This window comes from Streptomyces sp. NPDC055966 (genome assembly GCF_042269865.1).
Taxonomy (GTDB): Bacteria; Actinomycetota; Actinomycetes; order Streptomycetales; family Streptomycetaceae; genus Streptomyces.
The window spans coordinates 259778-277918 of record NZ_JBHJYK010000008.1 but is presented as its reverse complement, the minus strand read 5'-3'; the positions used below and the strand labels follow the sequence as shown (position 1 = coordinate 277918).

The 18141-nt window shown below is 72.6% G+C and carries 16 protein-coding genes and 1 pseudogene; 9 read left to right on the top strand and 8 right to left on the bottom strand.

The window, feature by feature from the left end; all coding sequences use genetic code 11:
- The first annotated feature begins 18 nt into the window (after positions 1 to 18).
- From ACFC8N_RS19480 to ACFC8N_RS19470, 3 genes are all read left to right on the top strand, one after another.
- Positions 19 to 675: a TetR/AcrR family transcriptional regulator gene (locus ACFC8N_RS19480; RefSeq protein ID WP_356027672.1), complete on the top strand. Its 657-nt coding sequence runs from the start codon at positions 19 to 21 to the stop codon at positions 673 to 675.
- A gap of 4 nt (positions 676 to 679) precedes the next feature.
- Complete coding sequence (locus ACFC8N_RS19475; RefSeq protein ID WP_356027887.1) at positions 680 to 1009, top strand: hypothetical protein; 330 nt, start codon at positions 680 to 682, stop codon at positions 1007 to 1009.
- Between the two features lie 121 nt (positions 1010 to 1130).
- On the top strand, positions 1131 to 2189 hold the full coding sequence (locus tag ACFC8N_RS19470; RefSeq protein ID WP_362818634.1) for a C40 family peptidase: 1059 nt from the start codon (positions 1131 to 1133) through the stop codon (positions 2187 to 2189).
- On the opposite strand, the gene ACFC8N_RS19465 is transcribed toward ACFC8N_RS19470, so the two are convergent.
- From ACFC8N_RS19465 to ACFC8N_RS19445, 5 genes are read right to left on the bottom strand one after another with little or no spacing between them, the layout of a single operon-like run.
- Positions 2162 to 3415, bottom strand: coding sequence for a styrene monooxygenase/indole monooxygenase family protein (locus ACFC8N_RS19465; RefSeq protein WP_376288877.1), 1254 nt, complete (start codon positions 3413 to 3415; stop codon positions 2162 to 2164). The two genes, ACFC8N_RS19470 and ACFC8N_RS19465, sit on opposite strands and share 28 nt — an antisense overlap.
- A 43-nt stretch (positions 3416 to 3458) precedes the next feature.
- Positions 3459 to 4133 carry an ATP/GTP-binding protein gene (locus tag ACFC8N_RS19460; protein WP_376288876.1) on the bottom strand — a complete coding sequence of 225 codons (675 nt, stop codon included), beginning with the start codon at positions 4131 to 4133 and terminating at the stop codon, positions 3459 to 3461.
- Positions 4114 to 4533, bottom strand: a complete 420-nt coding sequence (locus ACFC8N_RS19455; RefSeq protein ID WP_071385924.1) for a DUF742 domain-containing protein — start codon at positions 4531 to 4533, stop codon at positions 4114 to 4116. Before ACFC8N_RS19455 ends, ACFC8N_RS19460 begins: the two co-directional genes overlap by 20 nt.
- Positions 4530 to 5027: a roadblock/LC7 domain-containing protein gene (locus ACFC8N_RS19450; RefSeq protein ID WP_356027664.1), complete on the bottom strand. Its 498-nt coding sequence runs from the start codon at positions 5025 to 5027 to the stop codon at positions 4530 to 4532. Before ACFC8N_RS19450 ends, ACFC8N_RS19455 begins: the two co-directional genes overlap by 4 nt.
- The gene (locus tag ACFC8N_RS19445; RefSeq protein ID WP_376288875.1) at positions 5024 to 8146 is read right to left on the bottom strand and encodes a nitrate- and nitrite sensing domain-containing protein; all 3123 of its coding nucleotides are present in this window, start codon (positions 8144 to 8146) and stop codon (positions 5024 to 5026) included. Before ACFC8N_RS19445 ends, ACFC8N_RS19450 begins: the two co-directional genes overlap by 4 nt.
- A gap of 373 nt (positions 8147 to 8519) precedes the next feature.
- Between ACFC8N_RS19445 and ACFC8N_RS19440 the strand changes: the two genes are divergently transcribed.
- Positions 8520 to 9308, top strand: a complete 789-nt coding sequence (locus ACFC8N_RS19440; protein ID WP_376288874.1) for a protein phosphatase 2C domain-containing protein — start codon at positions 8520 to 8522, stop codon at positions 9306 to 9308.
- Positions 9309 to 9362: 54 nt separating this feature from the next.
- Here the strand turns inward: ACFC8N_RS19440 and ACFC8N_RS19435 are convergent, their stop codons facing one another.
- Positions 9363 to 9854: a MarR family winged helix-turn-helix transcriptional regulator gene (locus ACFC8N_RS19435; RefSeq protein WP_376288873.1), complete on the bottom strand. Its 492-nt coding sequence runs from the start codon at positions 9852 to 9854 to the stop codon at positions 9363 to 9365.
- A 236-nt stretch (positions 9855 to 10090) separates the two neighbouring features.
- Here ACFC8N_RS19435 and ACFC8N_RS19430 point away from each other — a divergent pair, with 236 nt between their 5' ends.
- A complete protein-coding gene (locus ACFC8N_RS19430; protein WP_362818626.1) occupies positions 10091 to 10915 on the top strand; it encodes a lysozyme in 825 nt (274 codons plus the stop codon).
- Positions 10916 to 11259: 344 nt separating this feature from the next.
- Positions 11260 to 11562, top strand: a pseudogene (locus ACFC8N_RS19425) (ATP-binding protein); the annotation flags it as partial.
- A gap of 91 nt (positions 11563 to 11653) precedes the next feature.
- On the opposite strand, the gene lon reads toward ACFC8N_RS19425, so the two are convergent.
- A complete protein-coding gene (gene lon / locus ACFC8N_RS19420; protein ID WP_376288872.1) occupies positions 11654 to 14089 on the bottom strand; it encodes an endopeptidase La in 2436 nt (811 codons plus the stop codon).
- Positions 14090 to 14222: 133 nt separating this feature from the next.
- Positions 14223 to 15053 carry a rhomboid-like protein gene (locus ACFC8N_RS19415; RefSeq protein WP_356027652.1) on the bottom strand — a complete coding sequence of 277 codons (831 nt, stop codon included), beginning with the start codon at positions 15051 to 15053 and terminating at the stop codon, positions 14223 to 14225.
- 217 nt (positions 15054 to 15270) lie between these two features.
- Here ACFC8N_RS19415 and ACFC8N_RS19410 point away from each other — a divergent pair, with 217 nt between their 5' ends.
- The 3 genes from ACFC8N_RS19410 to ACFC8N_RS19400 all read left to right on the top strand — a co-directional run bounded on the left by ACFC8N_RS19410 (position 15271) and on the right by ACFC8N_RS19400 (position 17935).
- Positions 15271 to 15948, top strand: a complete 678-nt coding sequence (locus ACFC8N_RS19410) for a spermidine synthase (RefSeq protein WP_356027649.1) — start codon at positions 15271 to 15273, stop codon at positions 15946 to 15948.
- 125 nt (positions 15949 to 16073) lie between these two features.
- Entirely contained in the window at positions 16074 to 16814 is a 741-nt protein-coding gene (locus ACFC8N_RS19405) for a response regulator transcription factor (protein WP_356027647.1), read from the top strand.
- A complete protein-coding gene (locus ACFC8N_RS19400; protein ID WP_356027644.1) occupies positions 16811 to 17935 on the top strand; it encodes a HAMP domain-containing sensor histidine kinase in 1125 nt (374 codons plus the stop codon). The genes ACFC8N_RS19405 and ACFC8N_RS19400 overlap by 4 nt, the downstream gene beginning before the upstream one ends.
- Positions 17936 to 18141: the final 206 nt, after the last annotated feature.

The following is an 18141-nucleotide window of genomic DNA, read 5'->3' as shown; positions in this document are numbered from 1 at the left end:
GCGATTAGGCTGCGGTTCATGAGCCCGTCCGCCACCCCCGCCTACCGTCGGCTCAGCGTCGAGGAGCGACGAAGCCAGCTCCTCGACGCCGCCCTCACCCTCTTCGCGCACCGCGCACCCGAGGACGTGTCGCTGGACGACGTGGCGGAGGAGGCCGGAGTCTCGCGCCCGCTGGTGTACCGGTACTTCCCGGGCGGCAAGCAGCAGCTGTACGAGGCCGCGCTGCGGTCGGCCGCCGAAGAGCTCCAGCAGTGCTTCGACGAGCCGCTGGAGGGCCCGCTGCTGCGCCGGCTCTCCCACGCCGTCGACCGCTATCTGGCCTTCGTCGACGAGCACGACACCGGCTTCAGCGCGCTGCTCCAGGGCGGCAGCGTGGTGGAGACCTCCCGCACCACCGCCACCGTGGACGGAGTACGCCGGGCCGCCGCCGAGCACATCTACCGCCACCTCGGCGTCCCCGACCCCGGCCCCCGGCTGCGGATGACCGTGCGCACATGGATCACGGCGGTCGAGGCGGCCTCCCTCATCTGGCTCGACGAGGACAAGCAGCCCCCGGTCGAGGAGCTGCGCGACTGGCTGGTGGAGCAGTTCACGGCCGTCCTCACCGTCACCGCGGGCCGGGACCCGCAGACGGCCGCCCTCGTCGGCAGGCTCGCCGGGGATGGCCGAGACTGAGCCTGTGAAGAGCGAGGACATCCCCTTCGAGGGCGGACCGATGGACGGGCGGGTGCTGTCGGTCGCCCTCGGCCCGACCGGGCACCCCCCGAAGACGTACCGCATCCCCGTGCCCGACCCGGACGGCGGTCCGCCCACGGTGCTCGTCTACCGCCGGGTGCCGCGCGGGCACAGCAGGCGACTGGGCCTGATCCAGGGGTGGAAGTACCTCCACGACCCGGACGACACCTCCGGCGGCGGGCTCCGGTGGCCGTGGTCGAGGCCGGCCGGCGCACCGACCGCCGCGCGAACGGACAGGCCGGACGACGCCCGGCCGGACGACGCGAACGAGTGACAGGCGTGGGCCGAACCGCCCACGCCCGGCGCGCGCCCCACACGGATACATCTGATTATCGCGGTGCGATAGGAGGGACCAGCCCGCCCGCCGGGCCCCCTCCCCGCATCGAGGTGATGACATGTCAGGAACGTTTCGGCGCCTGGCCTGTACGGTGACGGTGGCGACCCAGGCCGTCCTCGTGCCCGCGCCCGCCGCGGCCCAGCCGGCCGCACCGACCCCGCCCCGCTCCGTGTCCCGGCTGCTGACGGACCTTCAACAGCTGTACCGGCAGACCGAACAGGCCACCGAGACCTACAACGCCACCGCGGAGCAGCTGACGAAGCAGCGCGCCGTGGTGTCCCGGCTGGACGGCGAGCTGGCCCGCGCCCGGCTGGACCTCCAGGACAGCCGGACCGACGCCGGCCGGCTGGCCCGCCAGCAGTACCAGAGCACCGGCGGCCTCGGGTCCTTCGCCCGGCTCCTGCTCGCGCCGGATCCGGAGCAGGCGCTGGACGAGGGTCATGTCCTCGGCCGGCTGGCGCGCGAACGGGCCCGCAAGGTGTCCCGGCTGACCGGCGCCGAGAAGCGGCACGACGCCCTGGCCCGGGCCGCCCGCACGGCCCTGGACACCCAGCTCACGCTCGCGGACCGACAGCGCGCACAGCGCGACGCCGTCCGGGCGAAACTGGCCGACGTGGAGCGCCTGCTGGCCGGTCTCACCCCGCAGCAGCTGGCCGCGGTCACCACGCTGGAACAGCGGGACGTCGCCCGGGCCCAGCAGAAGCTCACCACCGCGGGCGCGCTGCCCACGGCCCGCGCCGCCTCTCCGGCCGGGCGGCGCGCGGTCGGCTACGCCATGGCGCAGCTGGGCAAGCCGTACGCGTGGGGGACGCAGGGCCCCGCCTCCTACGACTGCTCGGGCCTCACCTCCCAGGCCTGGGGGCACGCGGGCACCGCGATCCCGCGCACCAGCCAGGAGCAGTGGAAGCGGCTGACGCACGTCCCGCTGACCGGGCTGCGCCCCGGCGACCTGGTGGTCTACTTCCCCGAGGCGACCCATGTGGCCCTGTACGTCGGGGACGGCAAGGTCGTCCAGGCGCCGAGACCGGGCGCGCGCGTCACGGTGTCACCCCTGGCGTCGTACCCGGTCCTCGGGGCCGTACGGCCGGATCAGGCCCCGGCGACCGACCCCAGATAGGCCGCCGTCTTGTCGGGCTCGTAGAAGAAGTTCTCGAAGTCCGCCGGGTCGTCGAAGGCGTTGGCGAAACGGTCCGCCACCGGCTGGAGCTGCCCGGCCGCGCCGATCAGGTTCAGGATGTGCTCCGGCGGCGGGGCGAGCATCGCGTTCGTCCACTTGGTGACGTGCTGCGCGGTGTTCCAGTAGCGGTCGAACGTCGCCTGCATCCAGGCCTCGTCGAACTCCTGGTCCCCGTGTTCGAGGATCGAGGCGAGGTAGGCGGCGGCGCACTTGGACGCCGAGTTGGAGCCCTGGCCGGTGATCGGGTCGTTCGCCACGACCACGTCCGCGACGCCGAGGACCAGACCGCCGCCGGGGAGACGGCCGACGGGGTTGCGCACGGTGGGCGCGTACCGGCCGGCCAACGTGCCGCCGGCGTCGGTCAGTTCGACCTTGGTCGCGCGCGCGTACTCCCAGGGCGTGAACCTCTCCATGAGTTCCAGGGTCAGGGAGAGGTGCTCCGCCGGGTCCTTGACGCCGTTGAACACGTCGAGCGGGCCGCCCGGGATGCCCTCCCAGAACAGGATGTCCGCGCGGCCGGAGGTGGTGAGCGTCGGCATGACGAACAGCTCGCCGACGCCGGGCACCAGGTTGCAGCGCACGGCGTCGAAGTCGGGGTGCTCGGGGCGCGGGCCCAGGCCGTGGACGTACGCCACGGCCAGCGCACGCTGCGGCTCGCCGTACGGGGAGCGGGAGGCGTCGCGGCCGAACATCTGGACCAGCTCGCCCTTGCCCGCCGAGACGAGGACGAGGTCGTAGGCGCGGGAGAAGTAGTCGAGGTCGCCGACCGCCGCGCCGTGGATGACCAGCTGGCCGCCGCGCTGCGCGAAGGTCTCCATCCAGCCGGCCATCTTCACCCGCTGGTCGACCGACTGCGCGAACCCGTCGAGCCTGCCCACCCAGTCGATGGCCCGCTGCGTGGGGCCCGGGTCGTGCGAGCCGGGGGCCGAGACCGAGACGCCGAGCCCCTCGATCCTCGGGGCCTGCGACTCCCAGAAGTTCAGCTGGAGATCGCGCTCGTGCTGCAGTGCCGTGTGGAACATGCACTGCGTCGACATGACCCGGCCGGTGCGGATCTCGTCCGCGGTCCGGTTGGACATCAGGGTGACCTCGTAGCCGTGCGACTGGAGGCCGAGGGCGAGCTGGAGACCGGACTGGCCGGCTCCGACGACGAGTATCTTCCGCATACGGGGGAGGACTCCTAACCGGGACTACTCGGAACTGATCGGACTACTCGGGGGTTTCGTCCAGCGCGTGGCCGACCAGGGCCAGGAGTATCTCGATGACCGAAATTCGACGCCGCGCATCCATGATCATGACAGGGATGTGCGCGGGGATCGTCAGCGCCTCCCGTACGTCCTCCGGCTCGAACCGCTCGCTGCCGTCGAAGTGGTTGACGGCGACGACGTACGGCAGCCCGCAGCTCTCGAAGTAGTCCAGCGCGGGCCAGGAGTCCTTCAGCCGGCGGGTGTCGGCCATGACGACCGCACCGATCGCGCCACGCACCAGGTCGTCCCACATGAACCAGAACCGCTGCTGGCCCGGCGTGCCGAACAGGTAGAGCACCAGGTCGTCGTCGAGCGTGAGGCGGCCGAAGTCCATGGCCACGGTGGTCGTGACCTTGTCCGGCGTGGCGGTGAGGTCGTCGGTGTCCTCGCTCGCCTCGGTCATCAGCGCCTCGGTCTGCAGCGGCGTGATCTCCGAGACGGCGGTGACGAGTGTGGTCTTGCCGACGCCGAAGCCTCCGGCCACCACGATCTTGGTGGCGATGGGGGCCCGCGTGCGGTCCGTCTGCCAGGACTTCAGGTCCTCGTCGGGCTCGGCGAAACCGGCGACGAGGGGGATGCCTCCGACCGCGGAGGCGCCGGCCGCGGAGGCGGCGGTGTCAGAGACGACGGAGTCCACCGAGCACCCTTTCCAGCAGAGCGCGGTCCGGGCGGCCGGTGCCGTGACCGGTGCCGGTGCCGTACACACGGATCTTTCCCTGGTCCGCGAGATCGCTCAGGAGGACGCGGACCACGCCGAGCGGCATCTTCAGCAGCGCGGCTATCTCGGCCACCGTGCGCATACGGCGGCACAGTTCGACGATGGCCCGCATCTCCGGCATGACCCGGGTGTTGAGGGAGCCGTTCGTCAGTTCCCTGCGCTCCTCGGGGGCTTCGAGCGCCGCTGTGCTGGCTACGAACGTCTCCACGAGGAGGACGTGGCCGAAGCGGGTACGGCCGCCGGTGAGCGAGTAGGGGCGGACGCGGGCGGGTTTGCGGTCGCCGCCGCGTACGGGGAGTTTGTTCGGTGTGCCGCTCATCGCGCGCTCCCGGTCGACTGGGACTCCAGTGACTGCCGTAGCTCCGAGCGGAGTTCCGGCGTGAGGACGTGGCCGGCGCGGCCGACGAACAGGGCCATGTGGTACGCCACCACGCTCATGTCGCACTCGGCGGAACCGTGCACCCCGAGCAGCGAGCCGTCGCTGATGGACATCACGAAGAGGCTGCCCTCCTCCATGGCGACCATGGTGTGCCTGACCCCGCCGAAGTCCATCAGCTTGGCGGCGCCGATGGTGAGGCTGCCGATGCCGGAGACGATGGTGGCGAGGTCGGCGGAGGACCCGCGGGGGCCCTTCGCCGGGCGGCGCTGCCGGGACTGCTCCGCCTGGCCCGGATCGGACGAGAGCAGCAGCAGACCGTCCGAGGAGACCACGGCGACGGACTGGATGCCGGGCACTTCCTCGACCAGATTGGTCAGCAGCCAGTGCAGGTTGCGGGCTTCACTGCTCAGTCCGTAGGTACTGGGCGCGGTCAACTGCTTGCCTCCTCGGCTGTGCCCCCCGTGGTTTCTTCGGCGTGTGCGTAAGCGGTCGGCCGGCGGTGACCGGCGGTCTGCTCCTCGATCTCCGCCTCCACGGCGCGGTACCCGGCCTGGGCGCCGCTGCGGAAGCCGCCGAGCCTGCGGCGGAGCGCATCGGCGTCGACGCTGCCGGTCCGCTGGCGCGGGGCCTGGGCGGGGGCGGTGATCCTGGGGGTGCGCTTGGGGAGGCCCTTGCTGGTGACCTGCTCCTCCGCGTCGGCCGTTTCCTGCGGAGCCTCGGCCCGTACGGCGCCCGCCTCGGCTCCGCCGTCGGCGTCCGCCGGGTGCGTGGGCAACGGGCGCGTGGGCAACGGGGCCGTGGGCGCCGGAGCCGGGGCAGGTGCGGCCGTCGAGGGGTCCACGGACGCCGGGTCCGTAGGCGCCGGGCCCGGGGGCGCGGCGGCGGGCGCGGGCGTCGGCCGGCCGGTGGACGCCGGGGGCGTAGTCGCCGGGCCCGGGGGCACGGCGGCGGGCGCGGGCGTCGGCCGGCCGGTGGACGGCGGGGTCGTGGGCGTCGAGGTGGCGGTGAGCGCCGGGCTCGGGGGCACGGTGGTAGCCGGGGGCGTCGGCCGGCCGGTGGACGCCGGGGGCGTAGTCGCCGGGCCCGGGGGCGCGGCGGCGGGCGCGGGCGTCGGCCGGCCGGTGGACGCCGGGGGCGGGGCGGGGTCCGTCGGGGGCTGGGTCACGTCCGGGAGCAGCAGCTCCATCGTCGTCTCGGCGTACGTCTCCGCCGGGGCCTTCGGCCGGGTCTCCGTGTGCTGGGCCGTGCCCGGTTCGGCCTGCCCGTGTTCGGCGGGCTCGTCCGCCTCGGCGCCGGCCGTCTCCGCCCGGACCGCTTCCTCCGCGAGGGCGACCAGCAGGTCGGCGCCCTTCGCGCGGGCGTGCAGGACGTTGGAGTTCACCTCGGCGTCGGCGCCGGGGAGGGAGAAGGTGCCGGTGCCGCTCATCGACGTGGTCCGCGGCGGAAGCGCGGCCGACGGGGCCTGGGTGAGGAGGGTGGCGGGCAGGACGACGACCGCCGCGACACCGCCCTGCTTCTGCTCGCGCAGCTGCACCCGGACGCCGTGCCGGTGGGCGAGGCGCGCGACGACGTACAGGCCGAGGCCGAGACCGGCGTCGCCCTCGTTGTCGTAGTGGGACTCGGGGTCGAACTCGGCCAGGCGGGCGTTGAGGTGGTCGAGGCGGTCCGTCGCCATGCCGATGCCCTCGTCCTGGACGGAGAGCATCACCTCGCCGGACTCCAGGAGCCAGCCGGAGACCTCCACCGGAAGGTCCGGCGGGGAGAACGAGGTGGCGTTCTCCATCAGTTCGGCGAGCAGATGGGAGAGGTCGTCCGCGGCGAAGCCGGCCACGTGGGCGTGGGGCGGCAACGAGGCGATGCGGACGCGTTCGTAGCGCTCGATCTCGCTGACCGCCGCGCGGACGACGTCGACCAGCGGGACCGGGCCGTGGTGCTGCTGGACGTGCTCGGTGCCCGCGAGGACGAGGAGGTTCTCGCTGTGCCGGCGCATGACCGTGGCGAAGTGGTCGAGCTTGAAGAGCGTGGCCAGCCGGTCGGGGTCCTGCTCGCGCTCCTCCAGGCCCTCGATGACGGCCAGTTGGCGCTCGACCAGGCCGAGGGTGCGCAGGGCGAGATTCACGAACGTGCCGCCGATGCTGGTGCGCAGCCGTGTCAACTGGGCTGCGGAATCGGCGAGTTCGGCGCGCAGCTCCTCGCGGGCGTCGGCCATCTTCTGGCGCTGGCCGACCAGGTGCTTGCGGTCGGTCTCCAGCGTGGCGACGCGCTCGTGCAGGGCCGCCGCGTGCGCGTGCAGGGCGTTGACCGAGCGGACCACCTGGGCGAACTCGTCGTTGCGGCCGGTGAAGACGATCGGCTCCCGCGTCGCCGCGTCCCCGGGCTCCGCCAGGCGGGCCGAGCCGCGGCGCAGCACGGACAGGGGGCGGGTGAGGGTGCGGGCCATGGCCGTCGCGATGCCCACCGCCGCCAGCATCAGGGCGCCGAGGACGGCGATGCGGATCTCCAGCGCCGTGACGTCGTCGTCCCGGAGCTGCGCCAGGTCCTTGGTGCGGTGGTCGTAGAGGGCCGACTCCGCGCCGCGCATCAGGTCGACCCGCGCGGACAGGGCCGCGTCCACCTTCTTGGCGCTGGTGGCCGGCTCGCTGTCGGTGAGCGTGGGCTGGGCGGTGAGCGTGGTCAGGTACTTCTCCGCGGTGTCGACGTCCTGGCCGGTGACGGTCGAGTCGTAGGAGTCGACGGCGGACTGCGGGGCGGTCTCGCGGAAGTCGGCGAGGGCCACGTCGGCGCGCAGCCGGGCCTGCTGGGCGGCGGCGGTGAGGGCGTCGCGCTGCTTCCTGTCGGCCTCGGTCGCCGTGGAGGTCGTGACCGGCAGGCCGGTGACGGGACTGATCACCGTCCGGGTGGCGCCCGGCACGCTCAGCGCGGCCAGCAGCAGGCCGCGGGCGGCGGCGGACTGCTGGACGGCGGTGTCCAGTTCGGCGAGCGCGTGGGCGCCGGAGCCGGCCCGCGGGGTCGACTGGTCGGCCAGCTGCTCGGCGACCTTGTGCAGGGCGGCGATCGTCTGCGAGTAGGCCTGGTGGGCCTGGAGCGCCGTGGTCTGGCCGGTGAGCGCGGAGTGGCGGACGGCGGCGATGCCGTCGAGTTCGCCGCGCAGGCTCGCCGGGGTGTCGGAGGTGCCGCGCAGGTCCTCGACCTGGCGGTCGACGCGGGCGCTGCGGTCCTCGGAGGGTGCCTTGGACTTGACGCGCCCGGCCGCGATGTAGGTGGTGACCTCGTCCCGCTCGTCGGCGAGGGAGTTCGCCAGGGCGAGCGCGTCCTGGGTCCGGCCGGCCAGCGTCACCAGACTCTGCGCGTCGCTGACGTCCCCGGAGGCGGTGAGGAGGGACGGCGTCCCGGCGCCCGCGACGGCGGCGGCCACCACGGCGACGGCGACGATCAGCCGGCTGCGCACATGAGTGGGGCGGCCGGTGCCCACGGGGGTCTGCTGGGCGGTCCCCGCGGGGTCCGTCTGCCTGCCTGTGCGCCGAGGCCGCTTTTTCTGCACCGGTGCTCGCATTCCTGAACTCGACTACCAAGGGGTCCGGGTGGCGCCCCGTCATCTCGGTGCCAAGTGGTGCGTACACCCGGTTCGTACGGTTCCCGACCCTCCCAGCGCCGGTGGGCAGTGGTCGTGCATCACCTGACCCGCCACTCGAAGGAGTGAACATCGCTGGGGAGTTGGCGGGCAAGTTCCTGTGGCGCGTGCACGACTGCCGCGGGGCACGCCGGTTGGACGCGCGCGGGATGCTTTGGCAGTATTCGCCACCCACGTGTTCCCGGAAGGGTGGATTCCCCCCCAAAGCAGGCGGCTGACCTGCGGGGTCGTGGCAATTCGGCGGCGCATGCCAGCCTTTGACGGAGGCTGTGAAAGCCTCGTGCAGACTGGCTGGATGCGAACTGAACTCGTTTCGGAGCCCGGCGACGCGAACCGCCCCAACGAGGACTTCGCCGGTGTCGGACTACCCGCCTCCGGACAGGGCGGTTGTGTGATCGTCCTGGACGGGGTGACACCGCCGAGGGGTGGGACGGGGTGTCTGCATTCCGTCCCCTGGTTCACGGCGCGGCTCGGCGGCGCGCTGACCGAACTGACCGTTTCGGGGCGAGATCTGACGCTCCCGGAGATACTCTCGCGGGCCATCGCCCGCACGGCCGAGGCCCATGCGGACACCTGTGACCTTTCTCACCCGCGAACCCCGCAGGCAACCGTCGCCCTGGCGCGCTGGTCCGCCGAGACCGTCGAGTACCTGGTGCTGTCCGACTCCGCGCTGCTGCTGACGGCGCCCGACGGTACGGTCACGCCGGTGCTGGACGACCGGCTGGCCCGGCTCCCGCGCACCGCGCTCGCCACGGAAGCCCTGGTGGACGCGGACCTGCGCAACAAGGAGGGCGGCTTCTTCACGGCCGCCGCCGACCCCGCCGTATCCGCCCGCGCGGTCACCGGCACCGTGCCCCGCACCGGGGTCCGGGCCCTGGTCGCGCTGACGGACGGGGCGACCCGGTGGACGGAGACGTTCCACGAGGGCGACTGGACGGCCCTGTTCGACCTGGTGGCGAAGGACGGCGCCCGGTCGCTGGTGGAGCGGGTGCGGGAGCTGGAGACGGCGGACAGCGAGGAGCGGGCCTTTCTGCGGCGGAGCAAGACGCACGACGACGCGACGGTGGTGTACGCGGAGCTGTGAGCCGTGTGTCGTGCGCCGTCACGGCTCCGCGGCTACCGCGTACCCCCTTTACCCCTACTTCTCCATCACGCCGTTGAGCTGGTGCAGCAGCCGGGCCAGCTCGGCGACCTCGTGGCGGTCCCAGTGGGCGAGCTGGCTGACGTAGCGGGCACGGCGGGCCTCGCGCACCGTGCCGACCCGGCCGCGGCCCTCGTCGGTGAGGGTGACGAGCCAGGCGCGGCCGTCGGCGGGATCCGGCTCGCGGGCGATCAGGCCCAGCTCCTCCAGGGCGCGCAGCTGGCGGGACATGGTGGCCTTGCCGACGCCGATATAGCCGGCCAGTTCCGTGGCCCGCTGGCCGCCGCACTCGTCGAGCCGGATGAGCAGCCCGTACGCGGAGGACTCCAGGTCGGGATGGACCTCGCGGGCCATCTCGCCCTGGTTGGCCCGGGCGCGCCGCAGGAGCACGGTCAACTCCCGCTCCAGCGCCAGGAATTCCTGGTCTGCACCACTGGGCGTCATCTGCCCGGCGGCACGATGTGCGCCGTCGTTTCCGTGCTCGTGCACGTCAGCACCCCTGCTCGGTTTCGCGATCCTGAAAGTTTCTGTCAAACGCCGTCATTGCCGCAGCTCCGTAAGTATTTCGCAGGCGTAGACCAACGGCGGCGCCCGGACCCCCTTCCCACGCCGTCATCTACGTGCGTAGCTTCTTTACCAGGCAATGAATGGCATGCCCACGCTCAGTGGGACGACCCCCCACGTGTTCGTCGCTCCCCCCACCTCTCTCCCTCCGGAGGCACGCCATGCCCGTGCTCAGACCCGGCACCGTCCGCACCCCCCACGCTCTCCTCACGGCCCTGCTCGCGGCGCTCTCCCTCACTCTTCCCCTCACCCCGGCCCAGGCCGCCACCGCGACCGCGCCCAGCCGCGGCTCCGCCCACATGGGCATGGGCGTCTTCGCGCACGACGGCAGCAGCGGCTCGCCCACCAGCGGTGCCGTCACCCAGACCGAGGGCGTGGACGTCGCCGGCTACCAGGGCAACGTCGCCTGGTCGACCCTGTGGAGCAGCGGGGTCCGGTGGGCGTACACCAAGGCCACCGAGGGCACGTACTACACGAACCCGTACTTCGCCCAGCAGTACAACGGCTCGTACGACGTCGGCATGATCCGCGGCGCCTACCACTTCGCGACCCCGGACACCACCAGCGGCGCCACCCAGGCGAACTACTTCGTCGACCACGGCGGCGGCTGGTCCAAGGACGGCAGGACACTGCCCGGCGCGCTCGACATCGAGTGGAACCCGTACGGCGCCGAGTGCTACGGCAAGTCGGCGAGCGCGATGGTCGGCTGGATCGCCGACTTCCTGAACACCTACAAGGCGCGCACCGGCCGGGACGCCGTGATCTACACGGCGACCAGCTGGTGGGTCGACTGCACCGGGAACTACGGCGGCTTCGCGGCGAACAACCCGCTGTGGATCGCCCGCTACGCCTCGGACCCGGGCACGCTGCCGGCCGGCTGGGGGTACTACACGATGTGGCAGTACACCTCCTCGGGCCCGACGGTCGGCGACCACGACAAGTTCAACGGGGCGCTGGACCGGGTGCAGGCACTGGCCAACGGCTGACGCCTGACGCGGTGACCTCTTCGTGGCCCCCGCCGGCGCGCGGGGGCCACGTCGTGCGCGGGCCGCTGCGCTGGTGCTCCGCGCCGCACCGGCCGATCCTGGTCGGGGAGAGCCCGCCGGACAAGGCGAGATGTGCGGCGACGGAGCGACAGGAGCGGCAGGCGACGTACACCGCCACGGCCACCATCGACAAGCAGGGCATCCTCACGAGCTGGAACGAGGGCGCCCGGCGCCTGCTCGGCTACGACTCCCCCGCCGACGCCCGCCGCGCCCTGGCCGGCCGGCAGCGCTGGAACGGCACCGTCCCGCTGCGCCACCGCGACGGCCGGCTCGTGGAACTGGGCGTGCTCGCGCACCGCCCCGACGACGACGTCGCGCCGCTCGTCGCCCGCACCCGCGCCCTGCACGCGGACCGGGTCGCCGCCTGGGAGCCGGCGGACGATCGCGCCATGGTCGCCCGCGCCCGCCGACTCACCGAGGAGCAGCTGTCCGCGTGGGGCCTGACGGAGGCCGCGTTCACCACCGAGCTGGTGGTCAGCGAGCTGGTCACCGACGCCATCCGCTACGGCCGCCCGCCCATCCTGCTCCGGCTGATCCACCAGGACGCCACGCTGATCTGCGAGGTGTACGACGCCGGCGGCACAGCAGTCGCTCGTCCCGTGACGAGCGGACGAGCGCAGGGCGAAGGCCCGGGCCTCCCTCACGGGACCCGGGCCTTCGTCCGTCCGGCCGCGTCCGTCACGCCGCGACCGGAACCTCCGGGGCCGCGCCGTGCACGGCGGGCGCGAGCGCCAGTTCCAGGACCTGGCGGACGTCGGTCACGGTGTGGACGTCGAGCGTGGCCAGCACCTCGGCCGGGACGTCGTCCAGGTCGGGTTCGTTGCGCTTGGGGATGATCACGGTGGTCACCCCGGCGCGGTGGGCGGCGAGCAGCTTCTGCTTCGCACCGCCGATGGGCAGCACCCGGCCGGTCAGTGAGACCTCGCCGGTCATCGCCACGTCCGGACGGACCAGCCGGCCGGAGAGCAGGGACGCGAGGGCGGTGGTCATCGTGATGCCCGCGCTCGGCCCGTCCTTCGGGACCGCGCCCGCCGGGAAGTGGATGTGCACGCCCCGGTCCTTGAGGTCGGCCACCGGCAGCTCCAGTTCGGCACCGTGGCTGCGCAGGAAGCTGAGCGCGATCTGCGCCGACTCCTTCATCACGTCGCCCAGCTGACCGGTCAGGGTCAGCCCCGCCGCGCCCGTCTCCGGGTCGGCCAGCGACGCCTCCACGAAGAGGACGTCGCCGCCCGCTCCCGTGACCGCGAGGCCCGTCGCCACGCCCGGCACCGACGTACGGCGCTCGGCCGGGTCCTGGGCGGACTCGGGCACGTGGTGCGGACGCCCGAGCAGACCGCGCAGGTCCGCGTCCCGGACGGTGAACGGCAGCTCCCGCTCGCCGAGTTCGTGCTGCGCCGCGACCTTGCGGAGCAGGCGGGCGATCGAGCGCTCCAGGGTACGGACGCCCGCCTCGCGCGTGTACTCGCCGGCGAGCTTGCGCAGCGCGCCCTCGTCGATCGTGACCTCGTCCTCGCGCAGGCCGGCCCGCTCCAGCTGGCGCGGGAGCAGGTGGTCCCGGGCGATGACGACCTTCTCGTCCTCGGTGTAGCCGTCGAGCCGCACGATCTCCATCCGGTCGGCGAGCGCCTCCGGGATGGCCTCCAGGACGTTGGCGGTGGCCAGGAACACCACGTCGGACAGGTCGAGTTCGACCTCCAGGTAGTGGTCCCGGAAGGTGTGGTTCTGCGCCGGGTCCAGGACTTCGAGCAGGGCCGCGGCCGGGTCGCCGCGGAAGTCGAAGCCCACCTTGTCGATCTCGTCCAGCAGGACCACCGGGTTCATGGACCCGGCCTCCTTGACGGCGCGCACGATCCGGCCGGGCAGCGCGCCGACGTACGTACGCCGGTGGCCGCGGATCTCGGCCTCGTCGCGGACGCCGCCGAGCGCGACGCGGACGAACTTCCGCCCCATCGCGTGGGCGACACTCTCTCCCAGGCTGGTCTTTCCGACACCAGGCGGACCGACCAGGGCAAGCACAGCACCGCCACGTCGGCCGCCGATGACGCCGAGGCCGCGCTCGCCGCGCCGCTTGCGCACGGCCAGGTACTCGGTGATCCGCTCCTTCACGTCCTCCAGGCCCGCGTGCTCGGCGTCGAGGACCGCCTTGGCGCCCTGGATGTCGTAGGCGGAAGCACTGTCGTCAGTCCGCTCGTTCCAGGGCAGCTCCAGGACCGTGTCGAGCCAGGTGCGGATCCAGGAGCCCTCCGGGGACTGGTCGCTGGACCGCTCCAGCTTGTCGACCTCCTTGAGCGCGGCCTCGCGGACCTTCTCGGGCAGGTCGGCGGCCTCGACGCGGGCGCGGTAGTCGTCGGACTCCTCGGCCGTGTCCGTGCCGTCGCCGTTCAGCTCGCGCAGCTCCTTGCGGACGGCCTCCAGCTGGCGGCGCAGCAGGAACTCGCGCTGCTGCTTGTCGACGCCCTCCTGGACGTCCTTGGCGATGGTCTCGGCCACGTCCTGCTCGGCGAGGTGGTCGCGGAGCTGCTGCGCGGCGAGCCTGAGCCGGGCCACCGGGTCGGCGGTCTCCAGCAGTTCGACCTTCTGTTCGATGGCGAGGAACGGTGAGTATCCGGAGTTGTCGGCGAGCGCGGAGACGTCCTCGATCGCCTGGACGCGGTCGACGACCTGCCAGGCGCCGCGCTTCTTCAGCCAGTTGGTGGCCAGCGCCTTGTACTCCTTGACGAGGTCGGCGACCTGACCGGGCAGCGGCTCGGGCACGCTCTCCTCGATCCGGGCGCCCTCGACCCACAGGGCCGCGCCGGGCCCCGTGGTGCCCGCGCCGATCCGCACCCGGCCGCGGCCGCGGATCAGAGCCCCCGGGTCGCCGTCGGCCAGCCGGCCGACCTGCTCGACCGTACCGAGCACACCGGTCTTGGCGTACGTGCCGTCGATGCGTGGCACCAGCAGCACCTGGGGCTTCCCGGGCGCCGACCGGGCGGCGGCCTGTGCGGCCTCCACCGCGGCCCGCACCTCGGCGTCGCTCAGGTCCAGCGGAACCACCATGCCGGGCAGCACGACCTCGTCGTCGAGCGGCAGCACGGGCAGTACGAGCGTGAACGCCGTGGACTCAGCAGCCATGATCTCCCCTTCGGCAGTCAACTTGAGCTATGCCGACTCAACCTCTGGGCAGGGGCTGGTGTTCCCCCCACGTGTTCGCTGTGAGCGATCAGGAGGTGACGTAGAGATCCATGCAGGTGAAAGCAGTGAGAGGTCAGACCGCGCGGGCCCAGCGGCGCACGAGGGGCCAGCTCAGGACGCCTATCGTCAAAGCGATCAGGTGGCCCCAGTCCGTCATCGGGTCCACGAACTCGGCCAGGTCGTTCAGCAGCAGCCCGGCCACCACGGTGAGCAGGGGCCAGCGGAACCAGGGGCGGAGCAGACCGGCCAGGGAACCGATGCTGGCGGCCACGCCGAAGCTGATGCCGTAGTCGAGGCGGTGCAGGGACGTGGCCGGGAGATGGCCCGCCAGGACGGCGAGGCCCACCGGGACCTCGGTGGCGAGCGTGGCCAGGACGTGCCCGGCCAGGAAGACACAGGCCGCGCGCCCTCCGCCTATACGCCGCTCCAGCGCGGTGAGCACCAGCACGAAGGCCGCGCTGTACGGCGAGAGGATCCCGCCCGCGATCCACAGCGCGCTCGCCAGGAGCACCACCGCGGGCGACTGCACCAGATGGGCCACGTCGGTGCTGGAGCCCTGGTAGAGCGTGTTCATCAGGCCGGGGTCGGCCACGGCCGCGACGGCGGAGGTGACGGCGAGGAGGGCCGCGTAGCCGAAGGTGAAGGGCGTGGCGGCCGGGGTGGGCAGCAGCCGCCACAGCCGGGCGGCCGGGACCGGACGCGGTGCCCCGACGGGCACGGGAGCCGCCGGCGCGGGGCCGAGCGTGGCGGAGGGAGCCACCGGCTCGGGGCCGCGCTGGCGGGGCATGCCGTCCAGGAGGCCCTCGAACACGGGGGCCGGGACGACGGCGGCACCGTCGGACAGGGGCGTGCCCGCCGGGGGCGGGGACGCGGCCGCCGCAGGGCCCGTCGCGGTCCGTTCCACGATGAGGCACTCCTTCCGTCGCGCCCACCATTGAGGCTCGACCGGCCGCATGTCTATGACCGACGCCACGCGGAAGCCGATTCTCAGCAACCTCCTACATTCCGCTCGCGTCCGCACCCCGGCGTACGCCCCTCGGACGAGTACGTCGCACCGGGGCCGCGCCACCGTCATCCGCAATTCCCGTACCCGACAGGACACGTTCAAGCAGGATGGGGGCATGACTGCCGCGTACGACACTCCCGTGGTCCTCGACCGGCGTGACGGCCCGTACGGCGAGGTGGTGCTGCGCAGACACGGCGCGCTGCTCCAGATCATCGCCAACGGGTGTTTCCTGATGGACACCTCCGACGGCCGCTCGGAGCGGCTGCTGGTCGACGCGGCGTACGACGCGCTGGACGGGCGGCCGGGGCCGGCGCTGCTGCTCGGCGGGCTGGGCGTCGGGTTCTCGCTCGCACACGCCGCCGCGGACCGGCGCTGGGGGCGGATCACCGTGGTGGAGCGCGAACCGGCGGTGATCGGCTGGCACCGGGACGGACCGCTCGGCCGGCTGTCCGCCGCGGCGCTCACCGATCCGCGCACCGACGTCGTCCAGGGCGATCTCGTTCCTTACGTCACTGAGACGTCGGACACGTTCGACGCGCTGTGCCTGGACATCGACAACGGGCCCGGCTGGACCGTCACGGACGGCAACGACAGCCTGTACTCCCCGGCCGGACTCGCTTCCTGCGCAAGGGTGTTGAAGCCCGGCGGGGTGCTCGCGGTGTGGTCGGCCGCACCCTCTCCGGATTTTGAAGGAAGCTTGCGGAATGCCGGGTTCCGGCAGGTGCGTACCGAAGAGGTGCCGGTTGCCCGGGGCGTTCCGGACGCTGTGCACCTCGCGGTCCGCCCTGGATAGCGGCAGCGCGGCGGATCCCCGTAGTGTGCTGCCCTGACGCGGATCATTCAACGGATCAACCAAGCGTCGATCGCAGACATGGGATCACCCCACTGATTCCGGAAAGCAACAAGCAGGGGCGGGCGATGGAGCAGACACACACCTCCCAGAGCGGCGCGGCGACGAGCACCCCGGGCGCTCAGCGCCGGGTGCTGGTCGTCGAGGACGACCCCACGATCGTCGACGCCATCGCGGCCCGGCTGCGTGCCGAGGGATTTCTCGTACAGACTGCGGTGGACGGTCCGGCCGCGGTCGACACGGCCGAGGCCTGGCAGCCCGACCTGCTGATCCTCGACATCATGCTGCCGGGCTTCGACGGTCTCGAGGTCTGCCGGCGGGTCCAGGCGCAGCGGCCGGTACCGGTGCTGATGCTGACCGCGCGGGACGACGAGACGGACATGCTCGTCGGTCTCGGCGTCGGCGCGGACGACTACATGACCAAGCCGTTCTCGATGCGCGAACTGGCGGCACGCGTGCACGTGCTGCTGCGCCGGGTGGAGCGGGCGGCCCTCGCCGCCACCACGCCCCGCTCCGGCATCCTGCGCCTCGGTGAGCTGGAGATCGACCACGCGCAGCGCCGGGTGCGGGTGAAGTCCGAGGACGTCCACCTGACGCCGACCGAGTTCGACCTGCTGGTGTGCCTGGCGAACACCCCGCGCGCGGTGCTCTCCCGGGAGCAGCTGCTGGCCGAGGTGTGGGACTGGGCGGACGCCTCCGGGACCCGCACGGTCGACAGCCACATCAAGGCGCTGCGCCGGAAGATCGGCGCCGAGCGGATCCGTACGGTGCACGGCGTGGGCTACGCCCTGGAGACACCGACGCCATGAGCGACGGCGGGCGGCAGGCCGCACGGAGGAGCCCCGGGAGCCCCGGCGAGGACCCCTGGGGCGGCGTACGCCCGTTCTCGGTCAAGACCAAGCTCGGCGCGCTGGTCGTCATCTCGGTGCTGATCACCACCGGTCTGTCGATGATCGCGGTGCACACCAAGACCGAGCTGCGCTTCATCACGGTCTTCTCGATGATCGCCACGCTGCTGATCACGCAGTTCGTGGCGCACTCGCTGACCTCGCCGCTGGACGAGATGAACGCGGTGGCCCGGTCGATCTCGCAGGGCGACTACACCCGCCGGGTCCGCGAGAACCGCCGGGACGAGCTGGGCGACCTGGCCGGGACGATCAACGTCATGGCCGACGAGCTGGAGGCCCAGGACCGCCAGCGCAAGGAGCTGGTCGCGAACGTCTCCCATGAGCTGCGCACGCCCATCGCCGGGCTGCGCGCGGTGCTGGAGAACATCGTCGACGGGGTCACCGAGGCCGACCAGGAGACCATGCGGACGGCCCTGAAGCAGACCGAGCGGCTGGGCCGGCTGGTGGAGACCCTGCTGGACCTGTCGCGGCTGGACAACGGCGTCGTCCCGCTGAAGATGCGCCGCTTCGAGGTGTGGCCGTACCTGTCCGGCGTGCTGAAGGAGGCCAACATGGTGGCCTCGGCACGGGCGGGCATCGCCTCCGGCTCCGGCAGCCACACGCGCACCGACGTCCACCTCCACCTGGACGTCTCGCCGCCCGAGCTGACCGCGCACGCGGACCCCGAGCGCATCCACCAGGTCGTCGCCAACCTGATCGACAACGCGGTCAAGCACAGCCCGCCGCACGGCCGCGTGACGGTGAAGGCGCGGCGCGGGCCGCAGCCGGAGTCGCTGGAGCTGGAGGTCCTGGACGAGGGTCCCGGAATCCCCCGGTCCGAGTGGCACCGGGTGTTCGAGCGCTTCAACCGGGGCGCGGTCACCCGGCCGCACGGCCCGGGCAGCGACGGCGGCACGGGACTCGGGCTGGCCATCGCCCGCTGGGCGGTGGATCTGCACCGCGGCCGGATCGGTGTGGCCGAATCCGAGCGGGGCTGCCGGATCATCGTCACCCTCCCGGGACTGACTTCCGCCCCAAGTTGACGTAAAGTCCGAACCGGAAGCACAAGATCCACGACGGTCGCCGCCGCTGCGGCGCAGCTGGACACGTGTGATCAGGGGCAGGCCCGCGCCACCCTTCGTGGGACGGCGCGCCGGGCCCGGGTTTGTGCACCCTCTCACATGCGGAACCACGCTTGTTTCCCGCCATATCAAGCCCTGAAACAAGATTTCCGATGTGACTTACGCGA